The sequence below is a fragment of the Acidobacteriota bacterium genome (genome assembly GCA_016712445.1).
Taxonomy (GTDB): domain Bacteria; phylum Pseudomonadota; class Alphaproteobacteria; order Caulobacterales; family Hyphomonadaceae; genus Hyphomonas.
Window position 1 is genome coordinate 325,275 of the sequence record JADJRB010000002.1, and the last position, 19,772, is coordinate 345,046.

Here is a 19,772-nt window from a genome sequence, read left to right on the forward strand (position 1 = left end):
GAATTTATCGGGTTGCGGTTTTGAGGCCCGAATAGCCCGGCTGGTCGACAGACAATTGGTCAATTGTGGTCGATTTGAGATGTGCCAACAGCCCGGCTGTGGAAAGGTTCATCTCTCCCGAGCGGATCTTCTCGCAAAGCTTGCCATTCAATTCGAGCGCCGTGTTGCCGGATGCGCCGAGCAGCGATTCCAGGCGGGCCTTTTCCGCCGCTTCTGCGGCCGGGCGGATCTCGAGTTCGCGCAGCACCGTCGCCAGCGCATTCGAGGCAACGCGCGCGTGGAAAGCTGCATGCCCGGTCAATTGCGGCGCAGCGGCCTTGTCGATGAAGGCCTTCACGGCTTCGATCAGTTCCTTGGCTGAAGGTCCGTCATGCATGGCGGCCAAGTCCCTCGAACAGGTTGATGAGATCGATCTCGTTTTCGGAAACCCGCCGCCCGATCGCTGCGCGTTCAACGCTCGGATCTGCACCGGTCTTGTAGGCGGCGTACATGGTCATGCACATCACGCCCCATTTCAGGCTGCCGAGGATTTCCCACCAGTCGATCTCGGCTGGCGTGAATCGCGCTCCGCCGGCGCTGGCGTAGGCGTCCAGCAATTCCGGCAAGTCGCCGAAGCCGCCGACGCGCTTTTCGCTATGGCCGAACCGCCATGAGTTCGCGCACAGCCAGGCAATGTCTTCGCGCGGATCGCCGACGTGCGCGAGTTCCCAGTCCAGCACGGCGCCGAGACCCTCCTCGTCGACAATCAGGTTGCCGAGCCGGAAATCCCCGTGCACCAGCACCGGGGCGGCGGGGGCAGGCGCGTTGGCCTTCAGCCAGGCAAAGGCCAGCTCCAGCACGGGCCGGGGCATCTCATAGCTGCGGTAGATCATTTCGTATTTGGCAATCTGGTCACCGCCCAGGCTGCGCGGCAATGCGGTCAGGCCCTCAAGGGGGACCGCGTGGATGCCGGCCAGCGCCGCGCCGCAATCCTTGGTCAGGCGCGTGCGGGCAAGCTTGTATTCGTCATCCCTCAGGATCTTCCGCCCCAGCGTTTCGCCTGCCACGCGCCGCATGACAAACGCTTCACCCAGCGCGCTGCCGGGCGGCGAAACATGCAGGACCGCCGGCACCCTGACGCCCGCCTTGGTCGTGGCGCCCAGCAGTTCGGCCTCGGTGGCGAGCGAGACAGCTTCCGAGCTGCGCGCGACGGCGACGCCGCCGGGCGCGCGCCGCAGTATCAACGGGTGCGTTACTGCGCCCGCCGAGACTTCGAAGGCCCACGTTTCCTGGCTGGCGCCGCCGGACAGGCGTTTCAATGCCTTCAGCTCGGCGCCTGCGCCAAAATGCGCCTCAGCCCACGCAGCGAGGGGCTTTTCTATATCGTTTCCGGTTCCCATCTCCGCCACAATTGCGCGGAAGAAGGGAGTCGCCAAGCGGTAACGCTGAGGAAGGCGGCTGTCCGGGGAGACTGACAGAATGAGCGACAACAACAAGCCGGACGATCCGCTCGGCGTGGTTGAGCCGCCTGCGCGCCAGAGCCTGTTTGACTGGCTGCGCGAACGATTCGTCGCCGGCATGCTGATCGCGCTGCCGATTGTCGCGACGTTCGTGATCCTCGAATTCCTTATCAATCTCATCGACAGCCGGGTCGTGCCGCTGTTGCCGCCGGCATTGCGGCCAGAGACATACCTCGATTACGCCGTGCCAGGCTTCGGCCTGATCATCCTGCTGCTGTTCCTCACACTGCTCGGCGCCGTCGCGACGAACTTTCTCGGTCACTACTTCGTCTCGCTGACCGACCGGGTTCTAACGCGCGTGCCCGTCGTGAGATCCGTGTATTCGGTGTTCAAGCAGATCCGTGATGTCTTCCAGAGCAATTCCGGCGGCCAATACAAGGAAGTGGTCATGGTCCAGTATCCGAAGGAGGGAACCTGGGCGATCGGCTTCGTGGCCGGGGCGGCGAAGGGCGAGATGAGCCACAAGCTGGGTGAAGGTTTCATCGGCGTGTTCGTGCCGACGACGCCGAACCCGACCTCGGGATTTCTGCTCTACGTGCGGGCGTCCGAGGTCGTGAAACTCGACATGACGGTCGAGGAAGGCGCCAAGGTGATTTTCTCGGGCGGCCTGGTGATCCCGGAATTTCCGCGGCCAGTGCCTGCGGCGACAAGCGGCAAGTAACCGATCAGGAACTGCTCTCGGCGTCTGCCGCGACACGTGGTGTCAGCAATTCGCGTGCAATCCGCAAGGCATTGGCACGCGGCCCGGCCAGTTTCGGGTCTGCGGCAATGACTGCTTCGGCATCCTTCGCTGCAATCTCTAGCAAGCCCGCATGCCGGCTGACTTCCAGCACCCGGTATTCGGTCGCCCCCGCCTGGCGAACCCCGAGCACGTCACCTGCGCCGCGCAGTCGGAAATCCGCTTCTGCGATGACAAATCCGTCCTCGGTGCGCCGAAGCGTATCGAGGCGCTCGCGCGCCGTCTCGCCGAGGGGCGGACGGTACAGCAGGATGCAGAAAGAGGGGCGATCACCGCGGCCGACGCGGCCCCTCAGCTGGTGCAACTGGGCAAGGCCGAAACCCTCCGCCCGCTCGATCACCATGATCGTGGCGTCCGGCACGTCGACGCCGACTTCGATCACCGTGGTGGCGACCAGAACCCTCGTCTTGCCGGTTCGGAAGTCTTCCAGTGCGGCATCCTTGTCGGCGGGGCGAAGCCGCCCGTGGACGAGACCGACCGGCACGCGCAGTTCATCCTGCAAGGCGGCATGCCGGGCGACCGCCGAGGAATCGTCCTCATCGACATCGACTCGCGGGCAGACCCAAAACGCGCGCTCGCCCCGCTTGAGGGCGCGGCCGACCGCTTCAATGATTTCCTCAATCCGTGTGTCCGGAATCGCCCGTGTTTCGACAGGTTTTCGGCCCGGTGGCTTCTCGTCGAGGATGGATACGTCGAGGTCGCCGTGAACCGCTTGCGCCAGCGTGCGCGGGATCGGCGTGGCGCTCATGACCAGCATGTGCGGACTGTCCGACTTGCTGACGAGGCGCATCCTGTCGGCCACGCCGAACCTGTGCTGTTCGTCGACGATGATCAGGCCGAGATTGCGGAAGGACACGTTCTCCTGGAACAGGGCATGTGTGCCCGCGACGATCTGGATGCTGCCATCCGAGAGCGCCATCAGGGTGCTCTCCCGGACGCTTCCGCGGTCGCGGCCGGAGAGTACACCGACCGAGTAGCCGAGCGGCGAGAGCGATGTATCGAGCGTGTCGAACTGCTGGCGCGCCAGCACTTCGGTCGGCGCCATGAAAGCCGACTGGAAGCCGGCCGCAGCCGCTTCCACGGCCGCCATAGCCGCAACGAGCGTCTTGCCGGCGCCGACATCGCCTTGCAGCAGGCGCCGCATCGGGGTGCCTGAGCCGAGGTCGGCGCTGATCTGCGCGGCGGCCCGCAACTGTGCGCCGGTTGGCCGGTAGGGCAGCACATCCGTCAGCCGGTTGATGGCGCTCGGCGGCGCCTTGATGACCGGCGCGTGACGGGCCCTGCGGGCCGCACGGGCCAGTGAGAAGGCCGACGCCCGGGCCAGCGCTTCGTCATAGGCGAGGCGCTCGCGGGCCCGCGCAAAAGCCTCCTCGTCGTATTGCGACGGTGCGTGCAACGTTGCGAGGGCCTCGGCAAATCCGGGCCAGTTCCGTTGCTGCACCAGGTGGGGATCGGACCATTCCGGCAGGTCTGCCGGTACGGCTTTGAGCGCCTGCAGGGCGAAGGTGTGGACCCGGCGGTTGGTGAGGCCGGCCGTGAGTGCGTAAATCGGCTCGACTTCCGGCGGGGCCTCGCCCTTTGCAGGATCGACGACGAAATCTGGGTGCGTGATCTGGCGCTCGCCCTTGTAGTCTTCGACGCGGCCGGAGACGATCCGCGTGGCTCCGACCGGGAACTGTGATTTCAGCCAGCGCGGATCGGCGCGGAAGTACGACAGGGTCAGGAAGCCCGACTCGTCGCCGAGCTGGACCCGGTAGGGCGACTTGTCGTTGTAGGGCGCGTGGTGGACGATGACTTCGCCGCGCACCGTTGCGATTTCACCGGGCTGGGTCTGATCGAAGGTTGCCCGCACGCGCCGGTCGAGCCAGCGGTCCGGCAGGTGGAGGAGCAGGTCCCAGACCGTGTTGCCGCCGCACAGCCGCTGCAGGACCGGCAGCAGTTTCGGCCCGACACCGGTGAGGGTGTCGAGGCTGGCAAACAGCGGGAAGAGTCGCTCGTCGCGCATGGCCGGGCCAAGCTAGGCGGAGCCGGGAAGGCGCACAATCTTCTGTGCCGCGGATGTGGCATAAGAGGTTGCACAAGGACGCGATTTTCGGTCCTTAAATCCTCCACAACCTGTCCATAAGTGCGTGTGGATAGTCCATAACATTGTGCAACCCCGGAAAGCCCGCAATGACCGACGAATCCCGCCGAAAAATGCTCTGCTTCCGCGCCTGGCGCCGGGGCTTTCGCGAGATGGACCTTTTGATGGGAAGTTTTGCCGACGCCCGCATCGCGACGTTCGACGCGGCCGGGCTCGACGAGTTCGAACGCCTGCTCGAAGTGCCCGACTGGGAAGTTTATGCCTGGCTCGTCGGCCAGGAACCGGTACCTGCGGAGCGGTCCGGTCCGGTGCTGGACCAGCTGATCGCATTCCGCTACGCCGCGCAATCCGGTTGAGGCCGGCAACAAGGTAGCCTGATGACACCCGCTGATTTGCTGAAATCCCTTAGCGGTCCTTCCGCTGTGGCTGGCGCGCCGTTTGGCGCCGACGTGATCACCTTCTGCGAGGCGCTGGCGAAGCGCGGCGGAATTGGCGTTTACGTGGCCCGCGATGACCGGATGGCGCAGGCCGCGCGCCGGATGGCGACGTTCGCTTCGCCGCGGCTGGAGCAGGTCGATCTTCCGGGTTGGGACGTGCTGCCCTACGACCGGATCAGCCCTACGCCGGCGGTCGCCGCGCGCCGGTGTGCGGGCCTCGCCCGCATTGCGCGCTACGAGGCTGCACAGGGGCCTTTGCTGGTTGTGACGACGGCGGGATCGCTGGTGCAGCGCGCGCCGCCGGTTGCCACGCTGCGCCGGTCCTCGTTCGCGATCCGCAAGGGTCAGGCGGTCAAGGCCGATGACCTGACAGAGTATCTTGCCTTCAACGGTTACATCCGTTCGAGCACGGTGCGTGAGCAGGGTGAGTATGCGATCCGGGGCGGGATCATCGATATCTTCCCGCCGACAGCGCTTGAGCCCTACAGGCTCGATTTCTTCGGAGACACGGTCGAGACCCTGCGCACCTTCGACACCGAGACGCAGCGCTCCACCGGCGCGGCCGAGGGCGTCACGTTCGCACCGGTCAGCGAGATATTGTTCGACGACCAAGTCTTGAGCGGATTCCGCGACCGGTTCCTCGAAACATTCGGGCCCCCTTCCGGAGACCAGATGTATGAGGCGGCCCGTGCGTCGATCCGGCGGCAGGGCGTGGAAGCCTGGCTGCCGCTGTTTCACAGCCATCTCGATACATTGTTCGATTATACAGGGCCGAGCGCCTTGTGGGGGCTCAGTCACCTGTCCAGCGAAGCGGCGCATGAGCGCCTGACGCAGGCGAGCGACTACTATGCGGCCCGCCTTGATGCAGGCGGCGGCGATGTCCGCACCGCGAAGGTTTTACCGCCGGAACGCCTGTACCTGACCCTGGACGAACTCGATGCGCGGCTCGCCGACCGCGCGGTCGTGCGTTTCAGCCCGAACGAGCCGATGGCGAACCAGTTCGACTTGGGCGGGCGGCGCGGACGCGATTTCGCGCCTGAACGTCTGCGTACGGACGAGAACATCTTCGAAACCGTGATCGCCCATGCCCGGGCGCTGTACGCGGGCGGCAAGCCGGTGGTGTTTGCCGCCTGGTCGACCGGCTCAGCCGACCGCCTCATCAACGTGCTCGGCGACCATGGCCTGACCGGGCTCGCGCAGGTGCACACGCTGGAGGCAGCGAAGAAGACAGACTTCACCGTCGCCGAGGTGCCGATCGAAGCCGGCTTCGCCTTGCCGGGCGTGGCGATGATTTCGGAAGCCGATGTGCTGGGCGACCGCCTCGCCGCGCCGCGCCGGAAGCGCAAGTCTGCCAGCTTCATCACCGACGCGACCGCGCTGACAGCGGGCGACCTGGTGGTGCACGTCGATCACGGTGTCGGGCGGTATGTCGGCCTGCGCACGCTTGAGCTGACCGGCGCGCCGCATGACTGCCTGCAGCTGGAATATGCAGGCGGCGACATGATCTTCCTGCCGGTCGAGAACATCGAGCTGATCAGCCGCTACGGGTCTGAAGAATCCGAGAGCCAGCTGGACCGGCTCGGCGGGGCAGGCTGGCAGACCCGCAAGGCGAAGGCCAAGAAGCGTATCCTCGAGATGGCCGCCGAACTCATGGCAATTGCGGCCGCGCGCGAACTGCGCCGGGCAGATGCGGTCTCTGCGGGGCAAGGATTCTATGAGGAATTCGCGGCGCGCTTCCCTTATGAAGAGACCGAGGACCAGCTCTCCGCCATCGAGGATGTTCTGGGCGATCTCGCAAGCGGCAAGCCGATGGACCGGCTGGTCTGCGGCGATGTGGGTTTCGGCAAGACCGAAGTGGCATTGCGCGCTGCGTTCGTGGCGGCGATGAGTGGCAAGCAGGTCGCGGTGGTTGCGCCGACGACACTGCTGGCGCGTCAACATTTCAAGACCTTCGAAGAACGTTTCGCAGGCTGGCCACTCAACGTGAAACCGCTATCGCGGTTCGTGAGCGCGCGCGAAGCGGCCGAGGCGCGCGACGGTCTGCGGGATGGCAGCATCGACGTTGTTGTGGGCACGCACGCGGTACTGACCAAGGAAATCGATTTCAAGCGGCTCGGTCTTGTGATCGTCGATGAAGAACAGCGCTTTGGCGTGAAGCACAAGGAGCGCCTGAAGGAACTGAAGGCCGACGTGCACGTGCTGACGCTCTCGGCAACGCCGATCCCGCGGACGCTGCAGATGGCGCTGACGGGTATCCGCGACTTGTCGATCATCGCGACGCCGCCGGTCGACCGTCTTTCGGTGCGCACCTATGTCACCGAGGAAGACACCGTCACGCTTCGCGAAGCCCTGCTGCGTGAGAAGTATCGCGGCGGGCAGGCGTTCTTTGTCGCGCCGCGCATCCAGGATCTCGACAAGATCGAGAGCTTCCTGCGGCTCAACGTTCCGGAAGTCTCCTTCATCGTGGCGCATGGCCAGATGGCGGCGGGCGAACTCGAAGACATCATGACCGCTTTCTATGAAGGCAAGTATGACGTGCTGCTGTCGACCACGATCGTTGAAAGCGGACTCGACATTCCGCGCGCCAATACGCTGATCATCCACCGGGCGGACATGTTCGGTCTGGCGCAGCTCTACCAGCTGCGCGGACGGGTCGGACGGTCGAAGCTGCGGGCCTATGCTTACTTCACGACGCCGCGCGACAAGGTCATCACCGAGACGGCAGAGAAACGGCTGAAAGTGCTGCAGTCGCTCGATTCGCTCGGCGCAGGTTTCCAGCTCGCGAGCCACGACCTCGACATGCGTGGCGCCGGCAACCTGCTGGGCGATGCGCAGTCCGGCCAGGTGAAGGAAGTCGGCGTCGAACTCTATCAGTCGATGCTGGAAGACGCCGTTAAGGCGCTGCGTGCTGGCGCGAAAGACGAGGAAGACGTGGTCGACGACTGGTCGCCGCTGATCAACCTCGGCGTCGCGGTCCTGATCCCAGAAAATTACGTCGAGGACCTGAATGTTCGCCTGTCGCTCTACCGGCGCCTGTCCGACATCACGACCGCGCAGGACCGCGAGAGCTTTGCGGCGGAGCTCATCGACCGGTTCGGGCCACTGCCGGCGGAGACGCGGCAATTGCTTGATGTCATGGCAATCAAGGTCCAGTGCCGCACGCTCGGCATCGCAAAGCTGGATGCCGGCGAGAAGGGGGCGGTGCTCGCCTTCCGGCCGGATACGATCATGGATCCGCAGCGCCTGATGGAGATCGTCCGTTCACGGCCGAACCAGTTGAAGCTGCGGCCCGATTCAAAGCTGGTGCATTCCGGCCTCGGCGGGGCGCCGGAGCGGCGCATACCGCTGGTGAAGGCCTTCCTCAAGGAACTGGAAGCGGCCTGCGGGCTCGCCTCCGCGGATGCGGCTGACGCTGTGGCGAAGATGGCCAGCCAGCGCGCTGCTCCGGTCGAGGACAAATGGGGCAAGAAGCTGACGACCGGTTTCCTCAGCGAGGAATAGCGTCAGGCGGCAAGGCGCGGGCGCAGCATCGGACCGGTGAATCCGAGCCCGAGCAAGGCGGCCGCCGAGTGGTAGGCCCGCTTTTCGATGACGCGCCAGCCGAAAGAGGTACCGGTAAGCGGCGCCTGCAGGAGGGCATTCTCGCTGATCCGTTCCGCAAGCCGTACGCCGCCGCGATAGGGTGTTGCCGGCAGCGAGATGGCGATGGAACCGGGCGCCATGAGCGCCGCGCAGTCAGAGTCGCGGATCTGCGAACGAAGGAAGGCTGCGAATTCCTGCTGGGCCGGTATCGAGATGGCGACGGCTGGGTCCATCTGGAAGGTCAGCACACAGAGTGGTTCGGCGCGCTGCGTGGCAACTTCCATCTGGCGACCGATATGGTTCTCAAGGAAGCGGCGGCTGAAGAGGCCGGTCGTGAAATCCGTCAGCACGGACGCGGTGGCCGGCTTGGGCATGATCGGCGCGAACGCCACAAGGCGCCGGCAGACGGTCTCGATCAGCGAGACAATGTGCGCCATGCGTCCAGCGGCGTCGACGACTTCGGTCGCGAGGGAAAGCACCGTGGTCTGACGATCATTGAGAGGCATGTCCGGATGTGTCAGCACGATGATCGGCAGGGCGCCGAGGCCGTTCTGTTCGGTGATCCAGCGCGTGGTGCCGGAGGCGTCACCGTGGAAGGAATCGAGATCGACCAGGGCCGCTGCGAACCGCCGCTCGGCCATGTATCGCCGCGCGGTGTCGCGGCTGATCGAGGCTGTCACCTCGATGCCGCGCTGCTTGAGCGGGCCCTGGAGTGACAGGAACAACGGCGAGCCCTCGCCGATATAGAGCAGTGACGGCACAGCATTCAGGTCAGCGGGCGGGATGCGGATGCCGAGCGCGCTGGCGGTCTCGCGGCGGATCTCCGCTTCGCGCAGGCGGCTCGACCGGCGAGCAAGCGCGAGCAGGCGGCTCTTCAGGGCGACGAGGTCTTCATCGCGCCGCAGGATGATTGTTTCGCCTGAGGCGGGCAGCTGTGAGTTCGACGTGTCCACCAGAACGATCTGGCGATGGACCTGCACCATGGCCGCGCGCGACAGGGCGTCCAATACCTCCCGTGTCGCCGTGGAAATGTCGATCAGCAGCGGATCGGGCGCGCTGAAGTCGATGGGGTGCGCGGCGGGGTAGGGGCGCATGCCGCTGGCCTTCAGGCGGGCGACGACCGGCTCCAGGCGCGGTGACTGCGCGCAGACCTCGATCGGCGGATCCAGGAAGGAGAGGTCGGACATGCAAGGCGCCACGGAACGGGGCCGCGAGCGGACGCGGCGGAACCCCTTCCTTTTGCCGGGCCGACACTTAAAGTTCGGCTAATACTATCGTGAACACCAGAACCTACGGGAGGCTGAAATGAGCCAGGGGCCGCTTTCAGGCGTCAAGATTGTTGAATTCGCCGGCATCGGACCGGGTCCGTTCTGCGGCATGCTTTTGTCGGACCTTGGGGCTGATGTGATTCGCATTGACCGGCCGGGCGACGGCAAGCCGGGGCGCGCGGCGGACGTGATGAGCCGGGGGCGCCGGTCGATCGGGCTGAACCTGAAAGACCCCAAGGACGTGGAAGTTGCGCTACAACTGCTGTCGAAGGCGGATGGTCTGATCGAGGGCTTCCGGCCGGGCGTGATGGAGCGCAACGGGTTGGGGCCGGACGTCGTGCTGAAGCGCAATCCGAACCTCGTCTACGGGCGCATGACCGGCTGGGGGCAGACCGGCGCGCTGTCGCAGGCCGCAGGGCATGACCTCAACTACATCGCCATCACGGGCGCCCTGCATGCGATGGGCGACGGTGATGGCCGCCCGCGCCCGCCGCTCAACCTGGTCGGCGACTATGGCGGCGGCGCGCTCTACCTGGCGATGGGCCTTCTGGCCGGAATCCTGAGCGTCAAGAATGGCGGCAAGGGGCAGGTGGTGGACGTCGCGATGTCGGACGGCGCGGCCAGCCTCGCCACCATGTTCTACGGCATGAAGGCGATGGGCGTCTGGACCGATGACCGCGAGGCCAACATGCTCGATGGCGGCGCGCACTTCTACGATACCTATGAGACCAAGGACGGCAAATGGGTGGCGATCGGCTCGATCGAGCCGCAATTCTACGCCATCCTGCGGGAGAAGGCGGGGCTGACCGGCGCCGAATGGGATGCCCAGATGGACCGCAAGCAGTGGCCGGCCCTGAAAGCCAAGCTGATGGACGTTTTCAAGACCAAGACCCGCGATGAATGGTGCGCGATCATGGAAGCGACGGACATCTGTTTTGCGCCGGTGCTGTCGATGACCGAGGCGCCGAAATACAAGCACAACACCGATCGCCAGACGTTCGTGGAAGTCGAAGGGGTCATCCAGCCCGCGCCGGCGCCGCGGTTTTCGGTCACGCCGGGCGCCATCCAGCGCCGTCCGGCGGGTCCGGGCGAGCACACCGCTGAAATCCTTGAAGATTGGGGCGTTCGCCGCTGAACCTGAACGGAAAACAACGGCGAGGATCGCCATCGTTCAGACTCAATCCGATATTAACCATAGCTGTCGGCGCAGAGCCAATCAGGCTTCTTGCCAGGGCAAAGCGCCGGCGTCCTTCTTGCATACCTTGGCCGGCCTTCGGGCCGGCCATTTTCGTTTGGGCGGGCAGCCCTCAGAATCCTGCCGTTTGGCGCTTGCCAGAGCTGCCAGCCTGCGTTAACAGGCGCCCTTTCCCGCGTACCATCAGGGTTCGCGGCCAAACCAGATTCCGGAATTGTGCCATGGCTGTCCCCAAGAGCAAGAAATCGAAGTCGCGCACCCGCATGCGCCGCGCGCACGACCGCCTCGACATGAACACCTACATCGAAGACGCCTCGTCGGGCGAGCTTCGCCGTCCGCACCACATCGACCTGAAAACGGGCGTGTACCGCGGCAAGCAGATCCTGGAGCCGCAGGAAGACTAAGCCTTCCGAACAGGCTCAACACAGGCCTCGCCTCGCGGCGGGGCCTTTTGTTTTGGGGATCGCTGCGGCGGCGAGAGGACTTGCGAAGGCGAGCGGCGCGCTCTAACGCCTGCGGCAACTCCCCCAGCCGCCCCGAAGGACCCGATCCATGAGCGAGATCATCGACATTCACGCCCGCGAAATTCTCGATAGCCGGGGCAACCCGACGGTTGAGGTTGATGTGACGCTTGAGGACGGCTCCACGGGTCGCGCGGCCGTTCCATCGGGCGCCTCAACAGGTGCCTATGAGGCGCACGAGCAGCGCGACGGCGACAAGTCCCGCTACGGCGGCAAGGGCGTGCTGAAGGCCGTCGATGCCGTCAACGGCGAAATCTGCAACGAACTGACCGGCCTCGATGCGACTGACCAGCGCATGATCGACATGTTGATGATTGATCTCGACGGGACTGAGAACAAGAACCGCCTCGGCGCCAACGCCATCCTCGGCGTGTCGCTGGCGGTTGCGAAGGCCGCCGCTGAAGCCTGCTCGATGCCGCTTTACCGCTATATCGGCGGCGCCAATGCCCGCGTCCTGCCGACGCCGATGATGAACATCATCAATGGCGGCGCCCACGCGGACAACCCGATCGACATCCAGGAATTCATGATCATGCCGGTCAGCGCCGAAAGCATGGCGGATGCCGTGCGCGTCGGGGCAGAGGTATTCCATTCGCTGAAGAAGACGTTGCACGACGCCGGCCACAACACAAACGTCGGCGACGAAGGCGGATTTGCCCCGAACATCGGCTCGACCGACGAGGCAATCGGCTTCATCCTGAAAGCCATCGAGAAAGCGGGTTACAAACCTGGCGAAGATGTTGCGCTGGCGCTCGATGCGGCCTCCACCGAGTTCTTCAAGAACGGCAAGTATGAACTGGCCGGGGAAGGCAAGTCGCTGTCATCCGAGCAGTTTGCAAAGTATCTCGCCGACCTGTGCGGCCGCTATCCGATCCTGTCGATCGAAGACGGCATGGCCGAGGACGATTGGGACGGCTGGATCGCGCTGACCGGCATGCTTGGCGACAAGGTGCAGCTGGTCGGCGATGACCTGTTCGTGACCAACCCGGACCGCCTCGCGATGGGCCTGTCGCGCGGCGCGGCGAACTCGATCCTGGTGAAGGTCAACCAGATTGGAACGCTCTCGGAAACGCTGGACGCGGTCGAACTGGCGCACCTGCACGGTTATACCGCTGTGATGAGCCACCGTTCGGGCGAGACCGAGGACTCGACGATCGCGGACCTCGCGGTGGCGACCAATTGCGGGCAGATCAAGACCGGCTCGCTCAGCCGTTCTGACCGGATCGCGAAATACAACCAGCTCATCCGGATTGAGGAAGAACTGGGCCCGATCGGCATTTATGCCGGTCTTTCGCGCATCAATGCCGGGTGAACACGGATTAATTTACCGAAAGGCGACCTGTCCGGAAGTTCGTGCTAGAGGCGAAAGCTCGGCTGAGCACGGGTCAGGGGCATGCGCCAGATTTACCTGCTGGCTTCCGAATCGGATGCGGAGGCGGCTGCGGAGGTGGAAGCACTGCTCCGGCAGCGCGGCTACATGGTGCGACGGGCTGAGGAGAAGTTTGCGTATCCGCCCGCCCGGCGGGAGGAAATCACGCTCGCGCTCTGGTCGCACGCCGTGCAGTTTTCGGCCAAGCAGATCCTGTTCACGAACCGCGCGATTGATGCGTGGACGGAAGGCAGGCTGATTTTTGCGCGGCTCGATCACACGCTGCAGCCACGCGGGCTGGGCGATGTTGCCGCGATCGATCTTTCCTTCGCGCCGGCGCGGATTGCGACCGTCTGGAAAATTGTCGAAGCCGCGCAGGAAATCGACCGGGCGATGGCGGATCGCCGGCGGGAAGCCGGGCCGGGCGGCACTGGGGGTTCGAGCGAAAGCGATGAGACCGACCGGTATGCTGATGAGGACCAGCCGGGCGAGCCGGAGACGCCCTCGTTTTCAGAAGGGCACGCGCTGATATTCGGTATCGTTGCGGCCGGGGCGCTGGCCTCGTTCGGGTTTGTCGCGATGCCGTTTGCGTCGACGGGCCTGCTGGCCATCGCTTCGCTTGCCTGGGGCTCAGTCGCCGGCGTGGTCGCCGGATTCTTTGGCGGACGACGTGAAGCGCGCCAACGGCCCGCGCTGAAGAAGGCGCGCGCTGCGCCGCCGCCGCCCGCGCCGGCAGCGGAAGCGCGCGAGGAAGCTGCAGCGCCCGACACCTCCGAACCAGCGGCTGTATTCGTGTCATACTCGCGCCGGGATGGGCCTGTGGTTTACCCGATGGTGGCTGAAGTCGAGGCAGGCGGGCGCGCCGTCTGGATCGACAAGGAAGAGATACACGCGGGCGGAAACTGGGCGGGCATGATCGTGCGCGCGATTCGCGATTCCGACACGTTCTGCCTGATGTGCTCGGCTGAGGCCTTCCAGTCCGACAATGTGCGGCGGGAGATATACATTGCCGACAAGTACAAGCGGAAGCTCCTGCCGGTGCGGCTGGATTTCGCCGAGATGCCCGAGGATTTCGAGTATTTCCTGATCGACCGGCAATGGCTGGACCTCACAGCGGTGGATCCGGCGGAGAGAGCATTACGATTGAAGGCCGCTCTGGCCCGGTAAGGGATTGGTTACCCCCGGCGTTTACCAGTGAGTCCATGGTTACTCGGCTTCAGGCTCTCGGGCTCAGTCTTCTGGTGCTCTACTTCGCCTACCACGCATTCGCGGGGGAGAAGGGGCTCGGCCGTTGGACTGATTCGCAGATCGAACTCGAGAACCGCCAGCGAGACCTTGCTCAGGTGCAGGACGAGATCGAACGCCTGCGCGCCGACATTCGCCGGCTGACGCCGGGCGCTGAAGATCCCGACTATGTGGAGGCATTGGCCCGCGACAAGCTGGCCTTCGTGTATCCGGGCGAGATTGTCTTGCTTGTGCCGGAACGCAGCTCTGCAAATTGACAACGATGTTCTGACTTGTCGCTGCAAAAATGCCGCGACATAAGAAGTCAGGGAGGCACGTTGCATGGCCACTAAACCTAAAAGTTCGAAAAAAGTACCCGCCAAGGCCCCCAAGGCCGACATGCTGAAATTCTACCGCGAGATGCTGCTGATCCGGCGGTTCGAGGAAAAGGCCGGCCAGCTCTACGGCATGGGCAAGATTGCCGGCTTCTGCCACCTCTATATCGGGCAGGAAGCAGTCGTGACCGGTATGCAGGCCTGCCTGAAGGACGGTGACCAGGTGATCACCGGCTACCGCGACCACGGCCACATGCTGGCCTGCGGGATGGACCCGAAAGGCGTCATGGCGGAACTGACCGGACGCGTCGGCGGTTTGTCGAAAGGCAAGGGCGGCTCGATGCACATGTTCTCCAAGGAAAAGAACTTTTTCGGCGGTCACGGCATCGTGGGCGCACAGGTTCCGCTCGGAACCGGCCTCGCCTTCGCCAACAAGTATCGCGGCAATGACAATATTTCGGTGGCTTACTTCGGCGACGGCGCCGCGAACCAGGGGCAGGTCTACGAGGCGTTCAACATGGCATCGCTGTGGAAGCTGCCGGTTATCTACGTGATCGAGAACAACATGTACGCGATGGGAACGAGCGTGGAGCGCCATGCCTCAGAGACCGAACTGTTCAAGCGCGGCATCAGCTTCGAGATCGAGGGCGAAGAAGTTGATGGTATGGATGTGCTGGCCGTGCGCGAAGCAGGCGAGAAAGCCGTGAAGCACGCGCGCAGCGGCAAAGGCCCGTTCATTCTTGAAATGAAGACCTATCGCTATCGCGGTCACTCGATGTCGGACCCTGCGAAGTATCGCAAACGCGAGGAGGTCGACGATATCCGCTCGCACCATGACCCGATCGAGGGGCTGAAGGGCCAGCTGATCGAGCAGGGGCACGCGACCGAAGACGATCTCAAGAAAATCGACAACGAGATCAAGGCGATCGTGAAGGAAGCCTCGGACTTCTCGCTGGAGAGTCCGGAGCCCGATGCGGATCAGCTGTGGACGGATGTTTTGATCGAGGGTGAAGTCTGATGTCGGTGGATATCCTGATGCCGGCCCTGTCGCCAACCATGGAGGAGGGCACGCTCTCGAAATGGCTGAAGAAGGAAGGCGACGCCGTGAAATCCGGCGACATTATTGCCGAGATCGAGACCGACAAGGCGACGATGGAAGTCGAAGCGGTCGATGAGGGCGTGCTGGCGAAAATCCTCGTGCCCGAAGGTACCGAAGGTGTGAAGGTAAATGCGGTCATCGCCGTTCTGTCCGAGGACGGAGAAAACGCGTCAGACGCAGCAGCCAAATCGAAGCCTGCCGAGGCGAGGCCTGAGGCCAGGGCGGAAGCTGCTGTGCCGGAGACGGACAAGGCAAAGCCGGAACCGGAAGCCGAACGCGAGGCTGCACCGCCGAAGGCGGCCGTGAAGGCCGATCCTTCGATTCCGGAGGGCACCAACTTCACCGAGACAACCGTACGCGACGCCTTGCGCGACGCGATGGCCGAGGAGATGCGCCGTGACGAGCGGGTGTTCGTCATGGGCGAGGAAGTCGCGCAGTACCAGGGCGCCTACAAGGTGACGCGCGAACTGCTTCAGGAATTCGGCGAGCGGCGCGTGATCGATACGCCGATCACGGAGCATGGCTTTGCGGGTCTTGGTGTTGGCGCTGCCTTTGCGGGCCTGAAGCCGATCGTCGAATTCATGACCTTCAACTTCGCCATGCAGGCCATCGACCAGATCATCAACTCGGCGGCCAAGACGCTCTACATGAGCGGCGGCCAGATGGGATGCCCGATCGTGTTCCGCGGCCCGAACGGCGCGGCGAGCCGCGTCGGCGCGCAGCATAGTCAGGACTACTCGGCCTGGTATGCGCAGATTCCCGGCCTGAAGGTGATCGCGCCCTATGATGCGGCTGATGCCAAGGGCCTGCTCAAGGCCGCGATCCGCGATCCGAACCCGGTCGTCTTCCTCGAGCATGAGCTGCTCTACGGACAGTCCTTCCCGGTGCCGGACATGGACGATTTCATCCTGCCGATCGGCAAGGCGGCCGTGAAACGCGAAGGCACGGATGTCACGCTGGTCGCGCATTCCCGCATGGTGGGTTTCGCCTTGCAGGCGGCCGAGCGCCTTGCTGAAGAAGGCATCAGCGCCGAAGTGATCGACCTGCGCACGCTGCGTCCGCTTGATACGGACACGGTGATCGAGAGCGTGAAGAAGACGAACCGCCTCGTATGCTGCGAAGAAGGCTGGCGCTTCATGGGCGTCGGCGCCGAGATTGCCGCGACGGTTGTGGCCGAGGCGTTCGACTACCTCGATGCGCCGCCGGTGCGCGTGCACCAGAAGGACGTGCCGCTGCCGTATGCCGCCAATCTCGAAGCCCTGAGTCTTCCGAATGCGGATGATATCGTCCGTGCCGCGAAGAAGGTGTGTGAGGGAGCGTTCTGATGCCCGTCAACATCACGATGCCTGCGCTGAGCCCCACGATGGAAGAGGGCACGCTCGCCAAATGGCGCGTCAAGGAAGGCGACGAGATCAAGTCCGGCATGATCATTGCCGAGATCGAGACCGATAAGGCGACGATGGAAGTCGAGGCCGTCGATGAAGGCAGGATGGGCAAGATCATGGTGCCGGCAGGCACCGAAGGCGTGAAGGTCAACGCCGTGATCGCGGTCCTGCTGGAGGAGGGCGAGAGCGCCGCCGACGTGAAAGCGCCTGCCGCGGCTCCGGCGAAGGCAGAAGTTGCGCCCGCGCCAAAGCCATCAACGTCTCCCGCTGCCTCCTCCTCTCCGCCCACCCCGGCGAAAGCCGGGGTCCAGTCTGCGGTGGCCGTTCTGGATCCCGGCCTTCGCCGGGATGAGCGGCAGAGTGGGGGGCGTGTCATGGCGAGCCCCCTCGCCAAGCGCATCGCTGCCAACAAGGGTATTGATCTGAAGGCCCTCAAAGGTTCCGGACCGCATGGACGGATCATCCGCCGGGATGTCGAGAAGGCGAAACCGGGCGCGTCCCAGCCCGCCGCTGGCGGCGCAGCGGCACCGCTCTCGGCCGACGGGCTGATCCTGCCGCAGGTGCTCGACGACCGGGTCTATGCGCCGGACACTTACGAAATGAAGCCGCTCGACGGCATGCGCAAGACGGTCGCGAAGCGCCTGACGCAGAGCTTCATGCAGGTGCCGCACTTCCCGCTGAACGTCGACATCCAGCTCGACAATCTTCTGGAGAGCCGCGCGGCCATCAACGCTGCCGCACCGAAGGACGTGAAGATTTCGGTCAATGACTTGCTGATCAAGGCTTGTGCGCTGGCGCTGATGGACGAGCCGGACTGCAATGCGTCGTACACGGACAAGGGCATCGCCTATCACAAGCAAGCCAACATTTCGGTCGCTGTGGCGGTCGAGGGCGGGTTGATCACGCCAGTGATCTTCAAGGCGGAAGGCAAGGGTCTCGCCGAGATTTCCGAAGAGATGAAGGACCTTGCCGCCCGCGCCCGAGACCGCAAACTGAAGCCCCAAGAATACATGGGCGGCACGTTCTCGATCTCGAACCTCGGCATGTTCGGCATCAAGTCGTTCGCCTCGATCATCAATCCTCCGGAGGGTATGATCCTGTCGGTCGGCGTCGGCGAGAAGCGCCCGGTCGTCGACGAGAACGGTAATGTAGTTGTCCGTACCGTGATGACGGTCACGCTGACCTGCGACCACCGCGTGATCGGCGGGGCAGAGGGCGCAAAATGGCTCGCGGCCTTCAAGCGCTACGTGGAAACGCCAGAGGCGATGCTGTTGTGAAGACAGTAGCGATCATTGGACTTCTGTCAGTTGCGGCCTGCGCGCATACGCCGGTCTATTCAGCCGCCCAGGTCGAGGCGATCATGCAGCCACTGGCGTATGAACAGCAAATTGTTCGCAAATGCGATGAAGCCGCAACCATCGCGGACGCGGACAATTTCCTCGCCAGCCTGCGCGGTGATGCCGCTGAGCAAGCCGCAGAAATCCTCTCTTTCATCACTCTGGAGGTCGCCGAGGGAGAAGCCGAGTACGTCTGCACCGTTGAACTGTACTACTCGACACAGGAGCGCGCCGACGACGCGCGCGCCTTGTGGGCGACACTGAAAGGCAATTCTTGATGTCAAACCAGTATGATCTGATCGTCATCGGTTCCGGCCCGGGCGGCTATGTTGCGGCGATCCGCGCAAGTCAGCTCGGCATGAAGACGGCCATCGTCGAGCGCGAGAGCCTTGGCGGCATCTGTCTCAACTGGGGCTGCATTCCGACGAAGGCGCTGCTGCGGTCGGCCGAAGTGCTGCATCTGGCAAAGCACGCCAAGGATTTCGGCCTGAAGATCGACAATGTCGATTTCGACCTGGACGCCGTCGTGAAGCGTTCGCGGGCCGTGGCTTCGCAACTGTCGAACGGCGTCAAGTTCCTGATGAAGAAGAACAAGATCGACGTGATCGAAGGCACGGCGCGCCTCGAGAAGGGAGCGCCGGCTCCGAAAGTCATCGTCAAAGGCAAGGATGGCAAGGATACGGCTTACCAATCGAAGCACGTGATGCTCGCCACTGGCGCCCGCGCGCGTGACATTCCGCAGGCGGGCCTCGTGGCGGATGGCAAGCTGATCTGGACCTACCGCGAGGCGATGACGCCGGACGTGACGCCGAAACGCCTGCTGGTCATCGGTTCCGGCGCCATCGGGATCGAGTTTGCGAGCTTCTATAACGAGCTCGGCTCTGAAGTGACGGTCTGCGAAGTGATGGAGCGTATCCTGCCGGTGGAGGATGCCGAGATTTCGGCGCTGGCGGAGAAGGACTTCAAGAAGCAAGGCCTGAACATCCTGACCGGCGCGAAGGTTGAGAACCTGAAAGCCGGCAAGACGACTGTGACCGCCGACATCACGACCAAGGACGGCAAGAAGGAAACGAAGGAATTCGACCGGGCGATCCTCGCCGTCGGTATTGTCGGCAACGTTGAAAACCTCGGACTGGAAGCGCTCGGCGTGAAGATCGACAAGACGCATGTCGTTGTCGACGGCTTCGGCAAGACCGGCGTGCCGGGCCTTTATGCGATCGGCGACCTGACGGGACCGCCTTGGCTTGCGCACAAGGCGAGCCATGAAGGCGTGGTCTGCGTAGAGGGCATCCATGGCAAGAACCACGCCGAGCCGTTCGATGCTTCCAACGTGCCCGGCTGCACGTATTCGCACCCGCAGGTGGCGAGTGTCGGCCTGACCGAAGCCGCCGCGAAAGCGAAGGGGTTTGACGTCAAGGTCGGACGGTTCCCGTTCATCGGCAATGGCAAGGCGATTGCGATGGGCGAAGTGAACGGCATGGTGAAAACCGTGTTCGACAAGAAGACCGGCGAACTGCTCGGCGCACACATGATCGGCGCCGAAGTCACCGAACTCATCCAGGGCTATGTGATCGCGCGGCAAGGTGAACTCACGGAACTGGATCTGGCGCACACGATCTTTGCCCACCCGACAATTTCGGAAACCATGCACGAAGCTGTGCTCGACGCAGAAGGCCGGGCGCTGCACATCTGAGCGCAC

General features: G+C 63.9%; 17 protein-coding genes. 13 read left to right on the forward strand and 4 right to left on the reverse strand.

Going from position 1 to position 19,772, the window contains the following annotated elements; genetic code table 11:
- Positions 1–4 precede the first annotated feature (4 nt).
- The gene (locus IPK75_14545; protein MBK8199569.1) at positions 5–376 is read right to left on the reverse strand and encodes a hypothetical protein; all 372 of its coding nucleotides are present in this window, start codon (positions 374–376) and stop codon (positions 5–7) included.
- Positions 369–1,379, reverse strand: coding sequence for a phosphotransferase family protein (locus tag IPK75_14550; GenBank protein MBK8199570.1), 1,011 nt, complete (start codon positions 1,377–1,379; stop codon positions 369–371). Before IPK75_14550 ends, IPK75_14545 begins: the two co-directional genes overlap by 8 nt.
- Before the next feature lie 79 nt (positions 1,380–1,458).
- Between IPK75_14550 and IPK75_14555 the strand changes: the two genes are divergently transcribed.
- Positions 1,459–2,160, forward strand: coding sequence for a DUF502 domain-containing protein (locus IPK75_14555; GenBank protein ID MBK8199571.1), 702 nt, complete (start codon positions 1,459–1,461; stop codon positions 2,158–2,160).
- 4 nt (positions 2,161–2,164) lie between these two features.
- Here IPK75_14555 and recG read toward each other — a convergent pair whose 3' ends face one another.
- Positions 2,165–4,243 (reverse strand): ATP-dependent DNA helicase RecG, encoded by a 2,079-nt coding sequence (gene recG, locus IPK75_14560; GenBank protein MBK8199572.1) that lies wholly within the window; start codon positions 4,241–4,243, stop codon positions 2,165–2,167.
- A gap of 167 nt (positions 4,244–4,410) precedes the next feature.
- Here recG and IPK75_14565 point away from each other — a divergent pair, with 167 nt between their 5' ends.
- Together IPK75_14565 and mfd are read left to right on the forward strand one after the other, a co-directional pair.
- Complete coding sequence (locus tag IPK75_14565) at positions 4,411–4,677, forward strand: succinate dehydrogenase assembly factor 2 (GenBank protein ID MBK8199573.1); 267 nt, start codon at positions 4,411–4,413, stop codon at positions 4,675–4,677.
- 21 nt (positions 4,678–4,698) lie between these two features.
- Complete coding sequence (gene mfd / locus IPK75_14570; GenBank protein ID MBK8199574.1) at positions 4,699–8,259, forward strand: transcription-repair coupling factor; 3,561 nt, start codon at positions 4,699–4,701, stop codon at positions 8,257–8,259.
- Positions 8,260–8,261: 2 nt separating this feature from the next.
- On the opposite strand, the gene IPK75_14575 is transcribed toward mfd, so the two are convergent.
- Positions 8,262–9,527 carry a hypothetical protein gene (locus IPK75_14575; protein MBK8199575.1) on the reverse strand — a complete coding sequence of 422 codons (1,266 nt, stop codon included), beginning with the start codon at positions 9,525–9,527 and terminating at the stop codon, positions 8,262–8,264.
- A gap of 118 nt (positions 9,528–9,645) precedes the next feature.
- Between IPK75_14575 and IPK75_14580 the strand changes: the two genes are divergently transcribed.
- The 10 genes from IPK75_14580 to lpdA all read left to right on the forward strand — a co-directional run bounded on the left by IPK75_14580 (position 9,646) and on the right by lpdA (position 19,766).
- Positions 9,646–10,743, forward strand: a complete 1,098-nt coding sequence (locus IPK75_14580; protein ID MBK8199576.1) for a CoA transferase — start codon at positions 9,646–9,648, stop codon at positions 10,741–10,743.
- 281 nt (positions 10,744–11,024) lie between these two features.
- Positions 11,025–11,207 carry a 50S ribosomal protein L32 gene (locus IPK75_14585; GenBank protein ID MBK8199577.1) on the forward strand — a complete coding sequence of 61 codons (183 nt, stop codon included), beginning with the start codon at positions 11,025–11,027 and terminating at the stop codon, positions 11,205–11,207.
- Between the two features lie 148 nt (positions 11,208–11,355).
- Positions 11,356–12,636 (forward strand): phosphopyruvate hydratase, encoded by a 1,281-nt coding sequence (gene eno, locus IPK75_14590; protein ID MBK8199578.1) that lies wholly within the window; start codon positions 11,356–11,358, stop codon positions 12,634–12,636.
- Between the two features lie 81 nt (positions 12,637–12,717).
- On the forward strand, positions 12,718–13,860 hold the full coding sequence (locus IPK75_14595) for a toll/interleukin-1 receptor domain-containing protein (GenBank protein MBK8199579.1): 1,143 nt from the start codon (positions 12,718–12,720) through the stop codon (positions 13,858–13,860).
- Between the two features lie 35 nt (positions 13,861–13,895).
- Positions 13,896–14,195: a septum formation initiator family protein gene (locus tag IPK75_14600; GenBank protein ID MBK8199580.1), complete on the forward strand. Its 300-nt coding sequence runs from the start codon at positions 13,896–13,898 to the stop codon at positions 14,193–14,195.
- A gap of 64 nt (positions 14,196–14,259) precedes the next feature.
- Entirely contained in the window at positions 14,260–15,270 is a 1,011-nt protein-coding gene (gene pdhA, locus IPK75_14605) for a pyruvate dehydrogenase (acetyl-transferring) E1 component subunit alpha (protein MBK8199581.1), read from the forward strand.
- Positions 15,270–16,676 (forward strand): pyruvate dehydrogenase complex E1 component subunit beta, encoded by a 1,407-nt coding sequence (locus tag IPK75_14610; protein MBK8199582.1) that lies wholly within the window; start codon positions 15,270–15,272, stop codon positions 16,674–16,676. The genes pdhA and IPK75_14610 overlap by 1 nt, the downstream gene beginning before the upstream one ends.
- Positions 16,676–18,013 carry a pyruvate dehydrogenase complex dihydrolipoamide acetyltransferase gene (locus IPK75_14615; GenBank protein MBK8199583.1) on the forward strand — a complete coding sequence of 446 codons (1,338 nt, stop codon included), beginning with the start codon at positions 16,676–16,678 and terminating at the stop codon, positions 18,011–18,013. The genes IPK75_14610 and IPK75_14615 overlap by 1 nt, the downstream gene beginning before the upstream one ends.
- Positions 17,959–18,351 (forward strand): hypothetical protein, encoded by a 393-nt coding sequence (locus tag IPK75_14620; protein ID MBK8199584.1) that lies wholly within the window; start codon positions 17,959–17,961, stop codon positions 18,349–18,351. Before IPK75_14615 ends, IPK75_14620 begins: the two co-directional genes overlap by 55 nt.
- Positions 18,351–19,766, forward strand: a complete 1,416-nt coding sequence (gene lpdA / locus IPK75_14625) for a dihydrolipoyl dehydrogenase (GenBank protein ID MBK8199585.1) — start codon at positions 18,351–18,353, stop codon at positions 19,764–19,766. Before IPK75_14620 ends, lpdA begins: the two co-directional genes overlap by 1 nt.
- Positions 19,767–19,772 lie beyond the last annotated feature (6 nt).